General features: G+C 43.7%; 12 protein-coding genes. All 12 read right to left on the reverse strand.

The genetic code is table 11. The features are described from left to right. Positions 1–49 precede the first annotated feature (49 nt). The gene (locus tag HMPREF9624_RS08400; protein WP_009537384.1) at positions 50–2,119 is read right to left on the reverse strand and encodes a LicD family protein; all 2,070 of its coding nucleotides are present in this window, start codon (positions 2,117–2,119) and stop codon (positions 50–52) included. Positions 2,120–2,133: 14 nt separating this feature from the next. Further along, the gene (locus tag HMPREF9624_RS08405; protein WP_242822638.1) at positions 2,134–4,134 is read right to left on the reverse strand and encodes a LicD family protein; all 2,001 of its coding nucleotides are present in this window, start codon (positions 4,132–4,134) and stop codon (positions 2,134–2,136) included. Positions 4,135–4,156: 22 nt separating this feature from the next. Beyond that, positions 4,157–6,151 carry a LicD family protein gene (locus tag HMPREF9624_RS08410; RefSeq protein WP_009537386.1) on the reverse strand — a complete coding sequence of 665 codons (1,995 nt, stop codon included), beginning with the start codon at positions 6,149–6,151 and terminating at the stop codon, positions 4,157–4,159. 53 nt (positions 6,152–6,204) lie between these two features. Beyond that, the gene (locus HMPREF9624_RS08415) at positions 6,205–8,259 is read right to left on the reverse strand and encodes a LicD family protein (protein ID WP_009537387.1); all 2,055 of its coding nucleotides are present in this window, start codon (positions 8,257–8,259) and stop codon (positions 6,205–6,207) included. A gap of 40 nt (positions 8,260–8,299) precedes the next feature. Continuing rightward, entirely contained in the window at positions 8,300–10,453 is a 2,154-nt protein-coding gene (locus HMPREF9624_RS08420) for a hypothetical protein (protein ID WP_009537388.1), read from the reverse strand. A gap of 21 nt (positions 10,454–10,474) precedes the next feature. Further along, positions 10,475–12,427 carry a LicD family protein gene (locus tag HMPREF9624_RS08425; RefSeq protein WP_009537389.1) on the reverse strand — a complete coding sequence of 651 codons (1,953 nt, stop codon included), beginning with the start codon at positions 12,425–12,427 and terminating at the stop codon, positions 10,475–10,477. Between the two features lie 19 nt (positions 12,428–12,446). Beyond that, positions 12,447–14,396 carry a LicD family protein gene (locus tag HMPREF9624_RS08430; RefSeq protein WP_009537390.1) on the reverse strand — a complete coding sequence of 650 codons (1,950 nt, stop codon included), beginning with the start codon at positions 14,394–14,396 and terminating at the stop codon, positions 12,447–12,449. Positions 14,397–14,408: 12 nt separating this feature from the next. Next, on the reverse strand, positions 14,409–16,358 hold the full coding sequence (locus tag HMPREF9624_RS08435; protein WP_036595135.1) for a LicD family protein: 1,950 nt from the start codon (positions 16,356–16,358) through the stop codon (positions 14,409–14,411). 37 nt (positions 16,359–16,395) lie between these two features. Further along, positions 16,396–17,664 carry a tetratricopeptide repeat-containing glycosyltransferase family 2 protein gene (locus HMPREF9624_RS08440; protein WP_009537392.1) on the reverse strand — a complete coding sequence of 423 codons (1,269 nt, stop codon included), beginning with the start codon at positions 17,662–17,664 and terminating at the stop codon, positions 16,396–16,398. 129 nt (positions 17,665–17,793) lie between these two features. Beyond that, entirely contained in the window at positions 17,794–18,423 is a 630-nt protein-coding gene (locus tag HMPREF9624_RS08445) for a PilZ domain-containing protein (RefSeq protein ID WP_009428421.1), read from the reverse strand. Positions 18,424–18,512: 89 nt separating this feature from the next. Further along, positions 18,513–19,406 carry a lytic transglycosylase domain-containing protein gene (locus tag HMPREF9624_RS12110; RefSeq protein ID WP_009537393.1) on the reverse strand — a complete coding sequence of 298 codons (894 nt, stop codon included), beginning with the start codon at positions 19,404–19,406 and terminating at the stop codon, positions 18,513–18,515. A 105-nt stretch (positions 19,407–19,511) separates the two neighbouring features. After that, a complete protein-coding gene (locus tag HMPREF9624_RS08455; protein ID WP_009537394.1) occupies positions 19,512–20,849 on the reverse strand; it encodes an N-acetylmuramoyl-L-alanine amidase family protein in 1,338 nt (445 codons plus the stop codon). Positions 20,850–20,864: the final 15 nt, after the last annotated feature.

A 20,864-nucleotide genomic window follows, 5' to 3' on the forward strand; every position in this document is an offset into this window, starting at 1 on the left:
CTATACAAATTTTACCCGAAAAATCCGGCTGCAAAATGAAACTACCACTCTATTTCTTTTCAAAAAGAATCTGTTTCAATGATTCTACCACTTCCTTCGTTCCCTGCCCCTCTTTCTCTCCAAGAAGACAGGAGCCTGCGCCGAAAATCTTCTGTTGCATCATTTGCATCAGCTCCTCTGTGCTTTTTTCCTTAAGACAGGCTTCTTTCGAGGCAGGATGCTCCTCTTTTTGCTCCATCTCCTTTTCCAAAAATCGAGAAATCTTTTCGAGATAAGCTGCTCGCATTCCTTCCGACTGCACTATGGTGTAATCAGCATGGAATATCCCGGGAACGGTCACATAGTAACGCATATTGTAGAAGGCTTTTCCGTCTTCTTCTGCTTGAGGGTCAATTTCGTCCGTCACAAACCAGGGAATGTAGACTAATTTATTCGTATATTGCTTTAATTTTTCACTATAGAAAAAAGGATCCACACTCCAAACCGGATTAAAGGCATCATAAGGAGAATTCATGACAATGCAGTCCGGCAGTTCCGCCAAAAAATTATAGCTTCTATAATCTGTAATCGGGTATTCTTTCGGAAAATTCTCCCCTTCATAATGCATCTCCGAAAGACTTCCGTCTCCCATTCGGTCAAAGTAAGGAATTGGCATCAGCTTCACTTCCATATCTTCTCGCTCCCGCAAAGCATCGATGAGTGGACGAATACTTGCAAAATGCTTTGCACTGTGCGGAAGAAAAACAACCTGTCTTCGCATTTCTTTTTCCAGAGTCGCACGCAAGTTCTGTAGAAGCGCTCTAAGTCCTTCCAACTGTTCTTTACTATTTTCTACAATGGTAGATTGCTTTAGATTCTTTTCCGATTGTTCTATCTTCTCTTCCAGCTCGTTCTCTTTTTCTTCCGAGGTGTCCCAATAGGCAAGCACTTCCGTTAAGGAAGAGTGCAGTTGAAAGAGTGCTTCACAGAAGCTTTCCAAGAGGTGGACACTTTCCGTCCCCTCACCCTTCCTTTCCTCTATAGCGTTTCCGAGCATTACGGCACGCTCCTGGAGAAACGGAAGCGCGGAAAGAACTGCCTCATATTTCCTTTCAGAAAACACTTTCTCGAGTTCCTCTTCCTTAAGCACAAAGGAATCCAGAAACTGCATGGCAATATCCCGGAAGTTCTCTACGCGCGGTCTTTCCAGATCTTTCTCCTGAAAAGTATAGTCAAAGAACCACTTATCCTGTAAATCTTTTCGAAGTCTTTCCTCGTACTTCTTAAAATAAGGATAGTTATGCTCTCCGCCGGCCTTCGCGGGAACCCGGTACTCTCCATAAATCACTCTTAACACCGTATCATATTCTTCAGGTACAGGAAAAGAAGTTCCACAAAAAGGCAGCTCCTTTGTTCCCAGAAAAGCCTTCTTCGGAAAGCAGGTATTCGGATGATACAGCTGAAAGGGAAGATATGCCACTTCTTCTCCTTCTCCATTAAACTCTTGACAAATTTCGTGAAAAACACGGTATAGTTCCGGAAGAAGCTTTCCGCTCGTATTCAATTTTTTATGCAGTAGTTCCTCAATGGAAGCTAAGCCCTTCTGTAGCGCTTCCTCACTCTCTTTTCCTTTCTCCACTCTATCAATCAAATCAAATAAAGCATCCAACTTTTCTTTCCGCTGCGCTTCTTTCTCGGGGTCTTTTGCAAGGTCATCCAGTACAAAAACATCGACTCCAACCGGATACGGGAATTCACAAAATTCCTCCAGTACTTTCTCTCGAAACCGCATCTCTCCTACACCCACTACAGGAAGAAAGTCGCTATAATCCGCCTCCTGATCTCCATAAAAAAAGGTCATTTCCGAAGGAAGTTCCTTACTAACCACCTCTTGAAACCTCGAAAAGGAATCCCTCAGCATAATGATATCGATATCATCATCCCAGGGAATAAAGTTTCCTTCCCGCACAGCGCCTAGCAAAGTTCCGGCACTGATATGATACGTTATGGCATATTTTTTACAGATTCGATCAATCTCGGTTAAAACTCTATACTCTGCACCCCATGCTCTCTTCATCATGCCGGGGATATAGAATCCGTCCCGCACTTCATCATAAAAAAAATCTGCTGCCAAGTTCATAAACTATTCCCTCTCTATTCCTTTTCAAATAGAATCTGTTTCAATACTTCTACCACTTCCTTCGCTCCCTGCCCCTCTTTCTCTCCAAGGAGGCAGGATCCTGCACCGAGAATCTTCTTACACATTTCTACTAAAACTTCATCTGCATTCATTTTTCCAAATGCATTTTCCTCTGCTTTTCTATTCTTCTGCAGCCTTTCTTCCTCCAAAAATTGAAGAATTTTTACGAGATACGCCTTTTTCATTGCTTCCGACTGCACTATGGTGTAATCCGCATGAAATACCCCGGGAACGGTCACATAGTACTGCATATTGTAGAAGGCTTTCCTGTCTTCCGGATTCTCCGGATCAATTTCATCCGTCACAAACCAGGGTATATAAATCAATTTTCCCGTAAATCGTTTCAGATTTCTGCTGTAAAATGCAGGCTCTATGGAAAAAACGGGATTATATTCGTCATAGGGAGAATTCATCACGATGCAGTCCGGAAGTTCCTTCTCAAAATCATAGCTTTTATAATCCGTAATGGCGTATTCCTTTGGGAATTCCCCGCCTTCATAATGCATTTCCGTGAATGCTCCATTTACTGCTTTATCATAATAGGGAATCGGGATAATCTTACAAGCCACATTTTCCTTCCGCAGTGCATCGACCAACGGGCGAAGACAGGCAAAGTCTTTTGCCCTATGAAGAAGAAAGACCGCCTGTACTTTCAGCTCTTTCTTGACTCTATCTTTTAATGCCTTGAGAAGAGAAACGGTCCCTTCCTCCTGCATCTCTTCCTTCTTTTCTTCCGGAGATGATACACTCTGATATTTTTGGTACAGCATTTCACAATAGGATTCCAATAAAGAAATGGATTCCGCATCCTTTCCTATCTTTTCCTCGAGCAGTTCCCCGAAAGCAATAGCCGTTTCTTGTAACGTTGCAAGAAGGGATTGATATGAGTAATATTCCCCTTTTCGGAACAGTTCACTCCCTCTCCTCTCCTCCAAAAGAAAACCGTCAAGAATCCCCAAGTACTGTTCCCTAAGGCTCCGGACGGGGTTTCGTTCCATACTCTCTTTCTGAAACGAATATCTCGGAAAAGCCTTAGCAGGTAAGATATGAGAAACTCGCTCCTCGGACTCTCTGTAGCACGGGTAAGTATGATCCTCTCCTGACTTGCTCTTCTTATGCCAGTCTCCATACTCGGAACAAAGTCGCATTTCATACCCTTTTGCTACCGGAAAGCGCATTCCACAAAAGGGAAGAAATATTGTGCTTTCATAGGCTTTCCTTGGAAAACAACAATTCCCTAATAAATGGTGGTAGGGGAAAATCGCTATATTTTTCCCTATCGTTCCATTGAATTCTTGGAAAAACCGGTTAATCAGGCCTTTGATTTGAAGGTTCAAAGACAGGTTTCTGTCAAAATGAATTTGGAGAACCTCTTCCAGCTTTTCCAAAAGTAGCTCTACATCCTCCCTGCTTTTCCCTTCAAATACCTTGTTATTCAAACTGTAAAGCATGGTTAGAACTTCTTCCCTGTATCGCTCCTCCTCTTCTTTATCGGAAAGTTCATCCAACAAGAAAATATCAATCTCCACTTTATAGGGAAAAAAGCAGTACTTTTCAAGCGTAGGAAGAGACATCACATCCTCTCTAAGTCCCACCTTCGGCACAAAACTGGCCGTTTCTATATTCACTTCTATGGCCCTAATATAGAGCTCGTCCGGAAGCTCCTCTTTTGCAACACTTAAAAATTTCAGGTAGTCCTTTCGAAACATCTCAATGTCCACATCATCATCCCAGGGAATGAACTGTCCCCCCTCCCGGACCGCCCCAAGAAGAGTTCCGGAGCCTAAGAAATAGGGAATCCGATGCTTTCTGCATATTTTATCGATTTCCTTTAAGACATTAAGCTCTGCGCCCCATGCCCTTTTCATCATGCCGGGAATATAGAATCCGTCCCGTACTTCATCATAAAAGAAATCCTTTTCCCATTGCATCGTAGTGCCTCCTCTTTTCACCATTTCCACTCTTCTGATGGAGCTATCACAGCTCTTCCAATATCTTCCGAAATGCTTCTGCCACTTCCTTCGTCCCCTGTCCCGCCTTCTCTCCAAGAAGACAAGAACCGGCACCTATAATTTTCTTCTCCATCTGCTCCAAGACGTCTTTCCTATTCAACAAAGCTTCTTTTCTTTGGATCCTATCCGCGTTTCCTGCGTTCTCTTCCAAGTCTTCTTCCCCCTCCAAAAATCGGGAAATCTTTTCGAGATACGCTTCTCGCATTCCTTCCGACTGCACAATCGTGTAATCCGCATGGATGATTCCGGGAACAGTCACATAGTAGCGCATATTATAGAATGACTTTCCGTCTTCCGGATTCTCCGAATCAATCTCATCCGTCACAAACCAGGGGATATAGACCAATTTATTCGTATATTGCTTTAACTTTTCGCTATAGAAAAATGGATCTACACTCCAGACCGGATTAAAGGCATCATAGGGGGAGTTCATTACGATGCAGTCCGGCAGTTCCGCCGCAAAATTATAGCTTCTATAATCCGTAATCGGGTATTCTTTGGGGAAATTCTCCCCTTCATAATGCATCTCCGAAAGACTTCCGTCTCCCAAACAATCAAAGTAGGGAATAGGCATCAGCTTCACTTCCGTGTCTTCTCTCTCCCGTAACGCATCAATGAGCGGACGAAGGCTCGCAAAGTGCTTTGCACTGTGCGGAAGAAAAATGACCTGTCTTTTAATTTCTTTTTCCAGAGCCGCATGCAAGTTCTGCAGAAGTGCTCTAAGTCTTTCCAGCTGCATTTTACTCTCTTCCATAGCGGAAGATTGTGGTGCCATTAAGGAAGAGTGCAGGTGAAAGAGCGATTCACAAAAGCCTTCCAGAAGACAAACACTTTCCGTCCCCTCACCCTTTCTTTCCTCTATAGCGTTTCCGAGTATCACGGCACGTTCCTGCAAAGAAGGAAGCGCAGAAAGCACTGCATCATACTTCCTTTCCGAAAACGCTTTCTCCAGTTCCTGCTCCCCCAAAACAAAGGAATCTGCAAACTGCCTGCAGATTTCTCGGAAATTTTCTACGCGCGGTCTTTCAAGATCCTTCTCCTGAAAAACATAGTCGAATAACCACTTCTCCTTCAGTAACGCGTGAAGCTGCTTTTCATACTTTTTAAAATAGGGATAATTATGCTCTCCCCCGGCTTTTACCCGTTTTCGATAATTCCCATAAATCACCTTTAAAACCGTATCATAATCGACAGGTGCAGGAAACGGATACCCGCAAAAAGCAATCTGTGTTTCTCCCTGAAAGGCTTTCTTTGGAAATTTCGTTTTCGGATGATACAACTGATAGGGAAGATATGCCACTTCTTCTCCTCTTCCGTTATACAACTGACAAAATGCATGAAAAGCATGGTACAGCTCCGGAAGAAAATTTTCTTCCTCCGTAAAATGGAACGGAATCAGCTCCTCAATAAGCTGAACCTCTTTCTGGAAGCATTCTTTCCCGACTCCGTTTTGCTCAACAGAAGCAATCATAATCGTCAGCATCTTCAATACTTCTTTACGACGAGACTCTACCTCTTCGTCCTTTGCGAGATCGTCCAAAATAAAAATATCGACTATCGCAGGATAGGGAAATTCATAAAATGTCCGCAAGGCTTCAGCACGGAACTCCATCTCCGAAATCGAAATAGCGGCTAGATAACCTTTATCTTTCTCTCCATCTTGGCCAAACGAAAACGTCAACTCCGATATTATCTCCCCCTCCACCACCCGAGAAAACTTTTTAAAATCATCCCTCAACATAATGACATCCAAATCATCATCCCAGGGAATAAAATTGCCCTCCCTGACAGCACCGAGCAGCGTTCCCGCACTGATAAAATAGTGTATGTCATATTTTTTACAGATTCTGTCAATCTCAGATAGAATCTTCATACTTGCGCCCCATGCTCTCTTCATCATCCCGGGTATATAGAATCCATCACGCACTTCATCATAAAAGAAATCTGCTGCCAAGTTCATAAATAATCCCCCTTCCTACAGTATTTCACTTTCTCTTTTTTCTTACTTCCTGCTCATTTAGAAAGGAGCTGCAGAAAGTACATAACTACTTCCTTCGTCCCCTGTCCCTCTTTCTCTCCAAGGAGACAGGAACCGGCGCCTAGAATTTTCTGCTGCATCATTTGCATCAGCTCGTCTATGCTTCTTTCCTTAAGGCAGGCATCCTTTCTTTGTAGACTATCCCCGTTTTCTGCTTTCCCTTCCAGGTTTTCTTCTTCCCCCTCCAAAAACCGGGAAATCTTTTCGAGATACGCTTCTCGCATTTCTTCCGACTGAACAATCGTGTAATCCGCATGGAACACCCCGGGAACAGTCACATAGTAGCGCATATTGTAGAAGGCCTTTCCGTCTTCCGGATTCTCCGGATCAATTTCATCCGTCACAAACCAGGGGATATAGACCAATTTATTCGTATATTGCTTTAATTTTTCACTATAGAAAAAAGGGTCCACACTCCAAACCGGATTAAAGGCGTCATAAGGAGAATTCATGACGATGCAGTCCGGCAGTTCCGCCGCAAAATTATAACTTCTATAATCCGTAATCGGGTATTCTTTCGGAAAATCCTCCCCTTCATAATGCATTTCCGAGAGACTTCCGTCTCCCATTCGGTCAAAGTAGGGAATCGGCATCAGCTTCACTTCCGTGTCTTCCCTTTCCTGTAACGCATCGATGAGCGGGCGAAGGCTTGCAAAATGCTTTGCGCTGTGCGGAAGAAAGACGACCTGTCTCTTGCAATCGCGCTCCAGCGCCTCTTTTAAGTTCTTAAGGCAGTTCCCCGCTTTTATCAACTGATCCGCTGCAATCTGTTCCACTGCAACCTGCTCCGTTGCAAGCTGTTCCGCTACAAGCTCTCCCGATGCATCTCCGGAAGGTCCTTCCTGCAAAGTAAGATAAGCCTCATACAAGGCTTCGCAATACCTTTCCAAAATAGAAACTGATTCTTTTTCCTTCCCCTTCTTCTGCTCTATGGCTGTTCCGAGAGAGATTGCTGTCTCCTGCAAAAGCGGGAGCTCGGAAAGTGCGGGAGAGGCATTGCCTCTTTGAATCTGCTCCGCTAAAGATTTACTTTTCTCCAGAAGGTAGTCTGCCGTAAGAAAAGTTAAATCTCGAAAGCTTTGAACCTTCGGTCTTTCCAAGTCTTCCTTCTTAAACGTATAGCTAAAGAAGCGCTCTCTTCCGAGCATCTTCGCGAGCTCCTGCTCTTTCTCTTTGAAATAAGGATAATCGTGCTCTCCGCCTGCCTTCACCTTCTTATGGTAATCCCCGTATGTACACTGCAAAAGTCTGTCATAACCGCTAGGAATCGGTAGAGATAAATTGCAGAAAGGAGCCCATTCTCTTTTCTCAAAAACCGCTCGCGGATACCGGTCCTTTCGCATCATATATAAAGGCATAAAAGTCAGTGTATTTCCTCCCCGCCCATTGAACTCCTGATAGACCCGGTCCATCACTCCGCTTAGCTGGGTAAGGATAGAGCGCCTCCGGTCAAGCTGTACGGAAAAGAGTTTCTCTATCTGCTTTAACTCCTCTTCCCATTTTGCCGGCTCCCCTTCTCTCCCCTCTACCTTTTTCATCATTTGAAAAAGCAGATGTACTTTATTTTCTCTCTGTCTTTCCTCTTCCGGATCCTCGGCCAGTTCATCAAGGGGAAAAATATCCACAAAGGCATGGTAGGGAAATTCCCGGTACTTGGAAAAGAGTTTAGGATGAAAACAGAGTACCGCGGAGCGAACACACGGATTCATCCCCCAAAAATCCGGATTCGTTTCTAAAGAATCGAGGGCAAGCTCTTCCGGAAGTTCCTTTTCCGCTACAGAAAGAAAGCGATTAAAATCAGACCGCAACATCATAAGATCAATATCATCATCCCAAGGAATAAAAGAGGAGGAACGCACAGCCCCAAGTAAAGTCCCATAGCCGGCATAATACGGAATTTCGTATTTTCTGCAAATCCTGTCGACTTCGGACAGAATGGTAAGCCCCGCTCCCCAGGCTCTTTTCATTATGGAAGGAATATAGAAACCGTCTTGCACTTCCTCATAGAAAAACTCTCTTTTTAACTCCATCATTCTCCTTTATGATCCCCTTTTTCAAAAACAAAATCGACTATTCTTCCTTTCCGCTAAGCATGGCTTTAAAAAATGCATAGATTGCTTTCCCGGAAGAACCGACATGTACCGAAAGCTCCTCCAATTTTCTCTTGGAATCATCCTCATCAAAAGCATAGAGAAGCGGTCTTTCCTCCAAATAATCCGAAAGACTGTACAATGCAGTTTCCTGTAAACCGTAGGAAAAACTCCGCCAGGGCAGAAAACCGGAAATCAGTTCCTCCGCCGGAAACAGGAATTCTACATGCTCTATTTCTTCTCCTTTTTCCGGAAAAGCTTCTCTATCTTCCTCCTCGTGAAGAACTCCTTCTTTCAGTTCCTTAATCCCATGGGTTTTAAGTGAAAATCGAACGTCGAAGGAATAGTTCTCCGCCTTACAGAAGAGATATTCCCCGCCTCGATAGCTCCCGCTAAAGGCATCGGGTTTACACCCTCCTTCGGGAAGGGGAAGCTTCCTCGGCTCTTTCCCCTTTTCCAGAATCAGAAAATGATTGCCGGCCCTCGGAGTCAGAATCCACCTGCCCTCATAAAAATAGGCCTCTCCGTATTCATCTGCCGGAACCGGCATATATTCCCTTGCTGAAACAGACATGCTTTCCTGTTCCGGAATTCCCCACTCCGATAAGGCAAGCTTTCGAATGCGGAGTCTGTCTCCTTCCAACTGCCCCATTAATAAAAATCTTCCTTCGTAAACAAGCGCTTCCTCCGGCTCCTTTTTCCCGGACAGAGCAAAGGATTGCCTTTTCATCCTATGGAAAAGCCTGAGAAAATATGCTGTAAGCCTCTGTTCCTGATTTCTTTCTCCCTGATTTCGCTCCTCCTGCCTTCTTTCTTCCGATACCGTACTGTCCAGTATAAAGAGCGGTTTTCCCTCTGCGAGGAAGAGGGCTGCCATAGAACTTGTCTCATCTCCCAGATAAACGGAAGAAAGCGCAACCGCTCTTTCCGGTTCTGCGGAAGAATCATAGATTCCGATTTCCTCTGTGAGATATCTTAGCTTCAGTTCCAGAAAACGCTTCCTGTATGCTGTGTCTACCGCCAAAAAACTGCTTTCCAATAAAGGATGCGGACGCCATAAAAGACAGTATTTCGGATTTTCTTTGAACAAGCTGAAAACTTCTTCCATCTTCTGCAGGAAGGACTCCGGATTACCCAACATTTCTTCTATGACGGTATTATAATAATAAATCTTCCTTCCTCCGGCAATTCTCTTCCAGTCTTCCGGCATCTCCGGCGGATTCTGACTGTAGGCTAAAGCTCTGTCCAGTTTCGGACTGCCGAGTATACGTGCTTTCTCCTGCACCTCTTTCGGAAGTCTCTGTTTGTGCTCTTCACTTTGCACCACAATGTGATGCACATAGCGATAGGCCGGCATAAATAAAGAACCGAAGCCGGCCTTTCCCATAGTTGTATAGTAAGGAATATAAACTAAATTGTCCGTAAAATCTTTTAAGCGAAAGGAATAGTAGCGCGGATCGACAGAAGTCAAAATGTTTTTGTCATCATAGGGATTGTGGATGTAAATGACATCCGGCTGTGCTTCTTCCAGGGAAAATCCCTCGTCTATGGTTTTGATTTCACTTGGAAACTCCGCCCTCTCATTGATTCGCTTTCCGAATTTTCCATCCTCTTTTTCATAATATGTAATCGGCATCACCAGCGCTTCACAGGAAGGATCCTGTAACGCCGCAAAATACACCGACTCCATACTATCCCACATGGATGCCTTATAGGGAAGAAACAAATGTAAGCTCTTGGATGGAATGGAAGCAATTGCCTCTTCAATTTCAGAAAAACAGGATTCCGCCCTGTCTAAATGGGATATCGCACGCTTTGCGCACGATACTTGTTGAGAATCAAAAGCTGAACTGTCTAAGTTCTCTTCTCCTTCTTTCTCTTCCGTCTTAATCAGAGATAGATAGCAGGAATAAAGCGCCTCTTGGTAAGAGGAAAACAGTGCTTCTCTTTCCGCCTTTCCGTTAAGCTCTTGTTCCGTATCCCGTTCTATCTTTTCCATGCCTTCCTGACAAAGCACCAAAAGGGAGATGGCTTCCTCGCCTCTCCCTTCCTCTATTCCCTCTCGAATCGTAGAATGTGCCTCCTTATAGCACTGTAATAAGGAGACTATCTGTTCTTTCTTCTTCTTTCGCATCTCTCATTCCTCAAGTTTTTCCTATTTTTGCAAAAAACTTTTGAACTCCTCCAAAACTTCCTTCGTCCCCTGTCCTTTCTTCTCACCGAAGAGACAGGAGCCTGCACCGGAAATCTTCTTTTCCATCTTTTTCCGAACTTCCGATCCGTAAAAACTTTCAATCTTTGCAAGATAGGCTTCCTTCATTGCTGCCGACTGCACGATGGTGAGGTCGGCGTGAAAGACTCCCGGAACCGTCACATAGTACTTCATGTTGTAAAAAGCCTTCCCGTCTTCTTCTGCCTGCGGGTCGATTTCGTCCGTCACAAACCAAGGAATATAGATCAGTTTTCCGGTAAATTTCTTCATTTCTTTACTATAGAAAAAAGGGTCCACTGTCCAAACAGAATTATAGTCATCATAAGGAGAGTTGATAACGATGACATCCGGAATTTCCTTTGCAAAGTCATAACTTTGATAGTCCGTAATTTGATACTTTGCCGGAAATTCTTTCCCTTCATAATGTATCTTACTGAAGCTGCCATCTCCCCTTGAATCAAAGTACGGAATAGGCATAAGTCTACAATCCGCATCACCCGCATCCTGCAAAGCGTCAATCAAGGGTCGGACACTTTCAAAAAACTTGGTACTGTGGACTAAGAAAACAATCTCTCGTTTCCATTCTTTTTCCAGTGTGCTGTGTAGATGCTTGAGAAAAGAAGCTGGTTTTTGTATTTTCTCACACAATTCCTTCTTTTCTTCCGAGGAAACTTCTGAATCCTGTTCTTCCTCTTTCAACTTGCTTTCGTGCAGACTTTGGTAAGCTTCAAACAAGGCTTCACAGTATTGCTCTAAAAGAGCAACCGCCTCCGTCCCCTCACCTCTTTTCTGCTCAATAAGATCTCCTAGGGCAATGGCTTCAGCTTGTCGTGCTGAAAGGGAAGACAGGACATCGCCGGTGTTCTCCGAAAGATAATCCTCCACAAGCTTCTTTTGGGCATCCAGCAACTGATCCGCCGTTTTCAGCACAAGTTCCCTGCAGCTCTCTACTTTTTCTCTTTCCAAATCTTCTTTTGAAAAGCAATATTCAAAAATCCACTGCTCTCCCAATTCGTGTTTTACATTTTCTTCTTGTGTCTTAAAAAAAGGATAGTCATGCTCTCCCCCCGCCTTCACGTTATTCCTATAATCACCATAGTCAATTTCAAGAATTTTCTCGTAATCACCCGGCACCGGAAACTCTTTCCCGCAAAAGCTAAGATATTTTGTTGTATCAAAAGCCTTAACAGGGTACGCTGATCCTCGCATCATATAAATCGGCATCGTTGCAATGCGACTCCCCCCTCTTCCATTAAAGCACTGGAAGCTCCGCTCCATAAATTGTCTAATCTGCCCTTCCATAGGCACATTCCTGTCAAATCGTACTTGAAAGAGCTCTTCTGCTCCTTTTAATTCCTCCTCCACTGCTTCACTTTGCTCGCCCTTTTCTCTCATAATATCAATGATTTTAAGGAGCAAACGAAACAAACTTCTTCTGTATGACTCCTCTTCCTCTGTATAGGCAAGTTCATCCAATACAAAAATATCTACAAATGTACAATACGGAAAAGCGCAATATTTCTGAAAAATATCATTTTGAAAGCGCTCTCTTGTCATACTTATGACTGCATTTAAACCTCTGAATTCACTATCTTTCTCAATAGAAAGCAGTTCCAATTCTTTGGGAAGTTCTTTCTCTAAAAGATTAGTGAAACGATAATAATCTCCTCGAAACATCATGATGTCTATATCGTCGTCCCAAGGAATAAATCCTTGATCCCGCACCGCTCCAAGGAGAGTTCCGTACCCTAAATAATAAGGAATATTATGCTTTTTGCAGATTCTGTCTATCTCTAAAAGAATCGTAAGTTCTGCTCCCCATGCTCTTTTCACGATGCCGGGAACATAAAAGCCGCTACGCACTTCATCATAGAAAAAATCTCTTGTAAACTCCATAATACTCCTTTCCATCTTTTTACTGCTTCTTTAACAGAAAACGTCTGAACTCTTTCACAAGATTCTGCCCTTCTCTTTCCCCTAAGAGGCAGGAACCCGCTCCGGAAATTTTTTTCCGCATCTTCTTACTGACACCGCCTTTTGCAAAACGGGCAATTTTTGCAAGATACGCTTTCTTCATCTCTTCCGACTGCACGATGGTGAGGTCGGCATGGAAAATCCCCGGAACCGTCACATAATATTCCATATTTCCAAAGGCCTTTCCATCTTCCTCCGCCTTCGGGTTAATCTCGTCCGTAACAAAGGGAGGAATATAGACCAATTTTCTCGTATAGTTTTTCATTTTTCTGCTATAGAAAAAGGAATCCACACTCCAAACCGGATTCACCTCATCATAGGGAGAATTCAAAACGATGCAGTCCGGAAGTTCCGTCGCAAAATCATAAGTTCTGTAATCCGTAATCTCATAGCCTTCCGGAAATTCTTTTCCTTCATAGTGCATTTCCGAAAAGTTTCCGTCTCCCAATCTGTCAAAATACGGAATAGGAATAATCTTACACTCCACATCTTCTTCCGCACGCAAAGCATCAATTAAAGGACGAAGACTGTCAAAATGCTTGGCACTGTGCGGCAAAAAGACAACCTGTCTCTTAAACTCTCCTTCCAGAGTCTGTCGTACCTTTCTAAGATGGGATCCCAACTTCTTTAGCATCCTTTCCAGTTGCTTTCCGGATTCGGACAGCATCCGGTCAATTTCTTTTTCATCGCTGTGCAATACTTCTTCCAAGGCCTGATAAGCATGATAGAGGGACTCACAGTATTGCTCCAAAACAGAAACCGATTCGCATCCCCCTCCCTTCTTCACTTCAATGGCATTTCCCAGGGCAATCGCCTCTTCCTGACAAGCGGGAAGAACGGTATGCAAAAAGAGAAAATTCTTCTTCTCATATGCTTCCAGAATCTTTTTCTGCCTTTCCCGGAAAGAGTCCACTGTTTTGAAGAGAATCTCTCTAAAGTTCTCTACATTCGGACGCTCTAAATCCTCTTCCTTAAACTGATAGCTGAATACCCACTTTTCTCCAAAGTGCTTTTTGAGCCGCTCTTCATACTGTTTGAAATAAGGATAATTGTGAATTCCACCCGCTTTTACAGGCTTTTTATAATCTCCATAAATCACTTTCAGAACGGTATCATAGTCTATCGGAGCCGGAAATTCCCGATTACAAAATAAAATCTGCTTACTTCCCAGAAATGCCGCTTTGGGAAATTTTGTCTTCTCATGATGCATTTGATAAGCTAAGAAGGCCACCATGTCTCCGGTTCCGTTAAACTCCTGGCAAACCCTGTGAAAAACGTCATAGAGCTGTGGCGCAAGGGGACTGTTCCGGTCAAACTGAACCTCCAAAAGTTCTTCTACCTTCTCCAGTTCTTTTAAAAAGCTTCGGGATTTCTCTTTTTTCGACTCAACAAGTCCAATCATGGTATATAACATCCGTAAAACATCTTTTCTAAATTCTTCATCTTCCGGATTCTTTGCCAAATCGTCCAATACAAAGACATCTACTCCTGCGGGATAAGGGAACTCACAGTATTTCCGAAGAATTTCCGACCGGAATTTCATTTCCGGAATCCCCACTGCAGCCAAATATCCATTACAATCTTTACTTTTATCTCCAAAGCTAAATATCAATTCGTCCGGAAGCTCCGACTTTGCTATACTCCAGAACCTATTAAAATCATCCCGAAGCATAATAATGTCCAAATCATCATCCCAGGGAATGAATTCTCCTTCGCGAACGGCTCCCAGTAGGGTTCCGGCGCTGATATGATATTGGATTCCATGTTTTTTACAAATCCGGTCTATTTCGGAAAGTATGGTCAGTGCGGCGCCCCATGTCCTCTTTATCATCCCGGGAATATAGAACCCGTTACGTACTTCCTCATAAAAAAATTCTCTGGGTAATTTCATTTTTATTTCCTTCTATTTTTTAAACAAAAATCGCCTAAATTGTGCTATCGTACCCTGTCCCTCTTTTTCTCCTAAAAGACAGGAACCCGCACCGGATATTTTTTTGCTCATCTTCCTGCTGATTCCTCTCCCGGCAAACTGTGCTATCTTTTCAAGATAAGCTTTCTTCATTTGCTCCGACTGCACAATCGTCAAATCGGCATGAAAGACACCGGGCACTGTCACATAATACTCCATATTGTTGAAAGCTTTTCCATCCTCTTTATCCTCGGGATCAATCTCATCCGTGATAAACCAGGGAACATAAACCAGCCTTTTCGTATAGTTCTTCATTTCTCTACTGTAAAAGAAGGGATCCACACTCCAAACATGGTTAAATTCATCATACGGAGAGTTGATGACGATGCAGTCCGGAATCTCTTTCGCAAAATCATAGCTCCTGTAATCCATTATGCTATAGCCCTTCGGGAACTTTTCTCCTTCGTAGTGCATCTCGGAAAATTCGCCAAGACCCAAACGGTCGAAATAAGGAATCGGAATAATCGTACATTCCACATCTTCCGCCCTCAGTAAGCTGTCTATCAGCGGTCTTAAGCTGTCAAAATGTTTGGCGCTGTGCGGTAAAAATACCACCTGCCGTTTAAACTCTTTTTCCAAAGCGGAATGTAATTTCCGAAGATAATAGCCCGGTTTCTTGAGTTTTCTTTCCAAATCTTTGCGAAGAGCCGAGGATAAGTGCTCCATCGAATTTTCTTCGATTGCCAGTAATTCACTTATCAATTGGTATGCATGATAAAGGGCCTCACAATATTCTTCAATATAGGAAACCGACTCTGTTCCGGTCCCCTTCTTCTGTTCTATTGTGTTTCCCAAAGTGATTGCCTCTTCCTGTGCTTTGGAAAGGAGCGCCAGAACCATGGAAAAATCCCCTCGAACAAAGGCTTCAAAGCTCTTTTTTTGTGAGGCAATAAAATACTCCGCCGTTTTTAAAACAATATCTCTGAAACTGTACACCTCCGGTCTTTCCAGATCCTTTTCTTTAAAGTCGTAATCCCAAATCCATTTTTCCTTGAAAGTTCCTTTGACAGTTTTCTCATTTTTTTTAAAATATGGATAACCATGGTCTCCTCCAACCTTAACTTTTTTATGATAATCCCCATATTCTGCCATCAAAACCGTGTCATAGTCTTCCGGAACCGGAACTTGCATTCCACAGAAAGATATTCTTTTTGTTTTCTGCATGGTGTATTTAAAGTACCAGTTTTTTTCATCATACAACTGATCCGCAAGATAACTGACCCTATTGCCACCTTCACCGTTAAATTCCTGACAAATCTTATCAAAGAGTTGATAAAACTGAGGCTTTAAAGACTGATGTTTATTAAATTGAATTTTCAATAACGACTCGATTTCTTTTACTTTTTTTTGAAAGTCGTTATTATTTTCCTTCTCTTGTTGAATGAACACCATCATGGAATAAAGCACGCGTAGTATGTCTTTCCTGTATTTCTCATCCTCCGGATTCTTTGCCAAGTCGTCCAAAACAAATATATCAACCGATACCGGATAAAGAAATTCATAATATTTTTTTCGGATATCCGATCCGACGGCCATACTCGCAGTTCCCACTGCCGCAACCAATGCCGGATTATTCTGATTCGTACTGATGGAATTAAATGTCAGCTCTTCCGGCAACTCTTTCTTAACCACCTCGGCAAACTTAAAAAAATCGTCGCGCAACATGCAAATATCCAGGTCATCGTCCCAGGGAATACACTGTCCGTCTCGAACAGCCCCCAACAAAGTTCCTGCATAAACGTGATACGTAATATCATTTTTTTGACAGATTCTGTCAATTTCGGATAAAACACTGAGCTGCGCTCCCCAGGCTCTTTTAATCAGTCCCGGTATATAAAAACCGTCTCTAATTTCATCATAGAAGAATTCTCTCGGTAATCTCATCATACACCTACATTCCCTCTCAAATCACCTTTTTTCTCTATCGGGATTCCTGTGAAGAAGCTGCTTCAGCATACCCCAGTTTATTGGCCAGAATCTCCACGGAGGACATCGCTTCTCCGTACATCGGCTGTAAAAATTGTCTTACCTCTTCCCACGGGGTATGGGACAAATAGAAGGTAAAGAGCAGAATCCTTAAAATCTCCACCTCCTGCGGTTTTTCTTTTAAGACAACCGTCGCATAATGTACCGCTTCCCTATAGTTCCCCGTATTCATATAAGAATCCGCGAGCATCCCGTAAGCGGAAATAATGCCGGCAAGAAATCTTTGCGAAACCGTGCCTTCTCCGACATCCTCCGTCTTCTTGAGCGCTTCCAGAAGAAGCGGAATCACCTTATCGTATCGATGATTTAAGTAATGCATAATGCTGAGCTGATAGAGATAATCCGCATCTTCCGGAATGATTTTTCTTCCCAACGCCACAAGCTCTTCCGCTTCTTTGGTCAGCTCCTCCATCTTGCTCTTATCTTCCACACTCCACTGATGTAAGGCATTCAGATGCTCCGCCATACCCATGGACAAGATAATCTTATAGTTTTCATAATCTTTGGGCATATTCGGATAAACTTTTCGATAATGCTCCAAAGCTTCTTTCCACATTTTTCGAAGAGAATATTCTATTCCCGTGTAAATATGCATTTCAAAGTCTTCCGGATTTTTCTCCAATTCTTTCTTCAAAATGTTCAGATTGCGATTGGATTGAATCTTTTCCGTGAAAACAGCGGATTGATAGCCAGTATGAATCACGGTAAGATCTTTGTTGCAATTTGCGGAGAAAAAATCTTCTCCGCCTGCAAGAGTCAGCTGTTCATGAATGGCACGGCGATAAAAAATATCCTTTCGATTCCGGAAAAGACGGATGGTATTGTCTACAGATTCCACCTGTCCGTTCTCTCCGAGATTTGCAATGGCTGTTAAAATGCCGTGTACTTTCGGATTATCATCAATCAGGCCGATATAATACTTGATTTTCTTCGCATCCTCTTCCGGAAAATATTCATCGGCATCCAGCATGGCAATCCAGGGATACTTGCATTTACTGATTGCAAAATTCCTTGCCTTGGAAAAGTCATCCTCCCAGGGGAAAAAATAGACTTTTGCTCCCATACTCTTCGCAATCTCCACGGTTCGATCGGTACTTCCCGTGTCCACCACAATTTGCTCCGACACGACTCCCTTTCCCCAGGAAAGCGCCTGTACGATATTCTTTTCTTCGTTCTTCACGATCATGGCTTGTGATATTTTCATGCTGATTCTTTCCCTTTCTTATCTCTTCCGAAATGCTGTTGAAGCAACGGAAAAAACATGGAAGAACCTCCTATCCTTCCACGCTTTCTTGTTCAACTCGCGTTCCTTCGCTTTCATCCCTATTTTCCTCTAAATCTTTTTATTGTTCTTAAATATTAAACGGAATACATGATTTCTGACTTCCGATTCTTCCCCCAAGCTCATTCGAAGGAAACGCAAACCGTAACCGTATCTTCCATTTTCACCCGCTTTAATCCAAACCACCACCAGCTTCAGTTCTCTATCCATCTTGTCAAAACGGTAGTGAAAGCGTACAATATCGTCTTCCTTCAAGGGCACATTCGTTTCCATGAAAATGCCGCCTGCACTTAAATTTCTGATAATGCCGAAGAAGTGCAACTCCTCCTCATCGTCTTTTTCCTTCTCTTTCACAAAGGGAAGTTCCATAGCTACCGATACTCGTACATCGTTCTGTCTCTGTACGATGCGAAGCACCTCTCGGATGTCACACACCCCGATCCAGGGGTAAGGGCTTTCCGGAAATGCCGGATTTTTTCGCATAACCACTTCGGCCAATGTCACAATCATGCCCTTTTGCAAATCATAAAAATCAATCTCCGATACAAATCGGGTATCCTGAAACTTATAGCCTTTAAAGTAAAGAAGAATTTCATCTCCGTTTTTTTCCACCAGCACAGGAATATTCCTATCGCCTTCCGGCCAATGCACCATGCCTTTTTTACAATCTCGTAAAACCATCTCCTGCTCCTTCATTCAATCCGAGTTGTTTCGTTCCTCTCTTCCTCTTTGCTCTATCCAAAAAGTCTTAAGTATCCTGTTCTTTCTCCTTATTCCCCGATTTCACCGATACGGGAAGGCATCATCATCTGCATCTGCAAAAGAGAAAGCAGGCTTTGAAAACTTTGCTTATCGATTGTCACCGTGGAAGGATCTCCATCTCCCGCTGCCGCTTCTCTTGCCTGTCCCTTTGCAATACCGCCGGTGAGCAAAGATTGCATCAAGCCCGAAAGAAGAAGAGAATTGCCGCCCGCTCCGCCGAGTATGGAAAGTAATGACGAATTTGCGGAAATTCCGAAATCACCGCTATTTAATCCTAAGGAAGGTGTAGTCGCTCCCACAGTACTTCCGGAAGAACTTGTGCTCTCACCCTTATAGGTAAAATGGCTCTGCACCCGGTTTGCACTGTCTCCCAGATCCGCCATAATTTTCTTCACATAGTCCTGTGTCTCCTTATAAGGCGGAACCCCTCCATACTTTTTCACCGCTCCGGGACCGGCATTATATGCCGCCAATGCAAGCGGTACCGATCCGAAGCTCTTGATATTGTCCCGAAGAAGCTTGGCTCCTCCCATAATATTTTCATAAGGGTCAAAGGCATTTTTTACGCCCAGCGTTTTGGCCGTTCCGGGCATGAGCTGCATGATTCCCTGTGCTCCGGCATGGGAAACGGAATTTGCATTAAAGTTGGACTCCTGTTTTGCGACAGCCAGAAGAAGCGACTTTGACACACCGTAAGTCCTGCTCGCCTCATCAAAAATAGCTTCATATTGCGCTGCACCCTTGGGAAGGGCCGCCGTTTTTCTTGCTCCCTGTGCTACCGAGGACAGGACATTCTGAAAGCTTGTTCCGGATGCACCCTGCGTCGTTGTCTGTAAGGCATTATTCCGAACGCCGCTAAGGACTCCCTGGATTCCGTTCTGTATGGAAACTGCATTTGCCATGCTGTAAAAACCCCTTTTTCTATAAAAAATCATACTAAACAGTAGTCTATCGACAAGCTCTATAAAAAAAATAAGCGGAAGGCTTGCCTTCCGCTTCTCTTTTTCTTATGCCGCCGCACCGTCCGCTCCAAGTCTTTTTCCCTGGACCGTGGTATTCGTCAACATTTCTCCCGATTCATTAAAATAGTAGGTCTTTCCGTTGATGACCCGGAAGCCGGTTTGCATCACGCCGTTTTTATCCATATAATACCATTTTTCATTCCACTTCAACCATCCAATCTGCATTTTTCCGCCTAAACTTTGATTTAGATAAAACCAGTTTCCGTCAGAATTCTTCCACCAGCCGTAATACATATAGCCGTCGAGACCAAAATAGTACCAAACATCCGGCCCGGTCTGTAACCAGGTATTGCTGATCATCGACCCGTCCTGCTTGAAATAAGCAAACTTGCCGGTAGAGGTTTCCACCAGTCCGGTCTCCATGGCTCCGCTTCTGTTGTTCAAAAAGAACCATTCTCCGCCTCTTTCGAGCCAGCCCTTCTTCACCTTTCCCTGTGCATCAATAAAGTACCAGTGTCTTCCCACATAGCGCCAAGCATTGGGCAGTACTCCGTTTCCTGCCGCGATGTAGGCTTCAATATTGTCTTCCTCATCCAAATCGGCAGGTTTATCCCCTTTCGGTTCCTCCACCTCATCCGTTGTTGCGGTGACAAACTGCCCTTCCTTAAAGTATTTTTTCTCTTCCTCCGTAAAAGGAGCAGCCTTTACCTCATAATAATAGACTTTGGATAAGTCTTTCATATCCTGTGCAAAGTCCACATAAGTCGTCTTGACCCCGGTATATTCCTTCACCAGCTGGTTGTCTCCATAGAGCGTCACGGTATAGGATGGGGCAAAGCGCACCTTTTGCCAAATTCCCATGGTATGCGCTGCATTCCATGCTGCATACTGGACGTTTCCCAAAGCCATTTTCGGAATAAAGTCCGCTTTCACCATGAGTTGGTTCCCCTTTCGCTCACCGGCTTCCACATAATTTGCACCGTTTACCTTCACCTTGTCCCGATTTAAACTCCGCGCAAAAACCTTTCCGTCCTTTGCCTTTAAAAGGATTTCCACTCTGAGCTTCTGTCCGGGCACCCAGGCGTCATAACTCTTTATATAATGAATATCCGCAATTTCCACATCGTTCTGCTGGACGGTGATATTCGGTGACTGGATTTCCTCCTGTCCTCCAAAATCACTTTGGAAGCTTATATCCACGGATTCGATGACGGAAGACTCTGCCGCTCTTGCTCTTTCGGAAAGAGAAAAAACAAAAATCCAAAGGAGAAGCAGAAATAAAATGGATCTTTCTGCCAGTTCCAAAACCCTAAGTTCTCTTTTTTCCTGCCGCATTTCTTTCCCGTCCACGGGATGCACCTGCATTTGCCACTGCTTTTTCATCACTCTTCCTCCCTC

It is taken from the genome of Oribacterium asaccharolyticum ACB7 (genome assembly GCF_000238075.1).
Classification (GTDB): Bacteria; Bacillota; Clostridia; order Lachnospirales; family Lachnospiraceae; genus Oribacterium; species Oribacterium asaccharolyticum.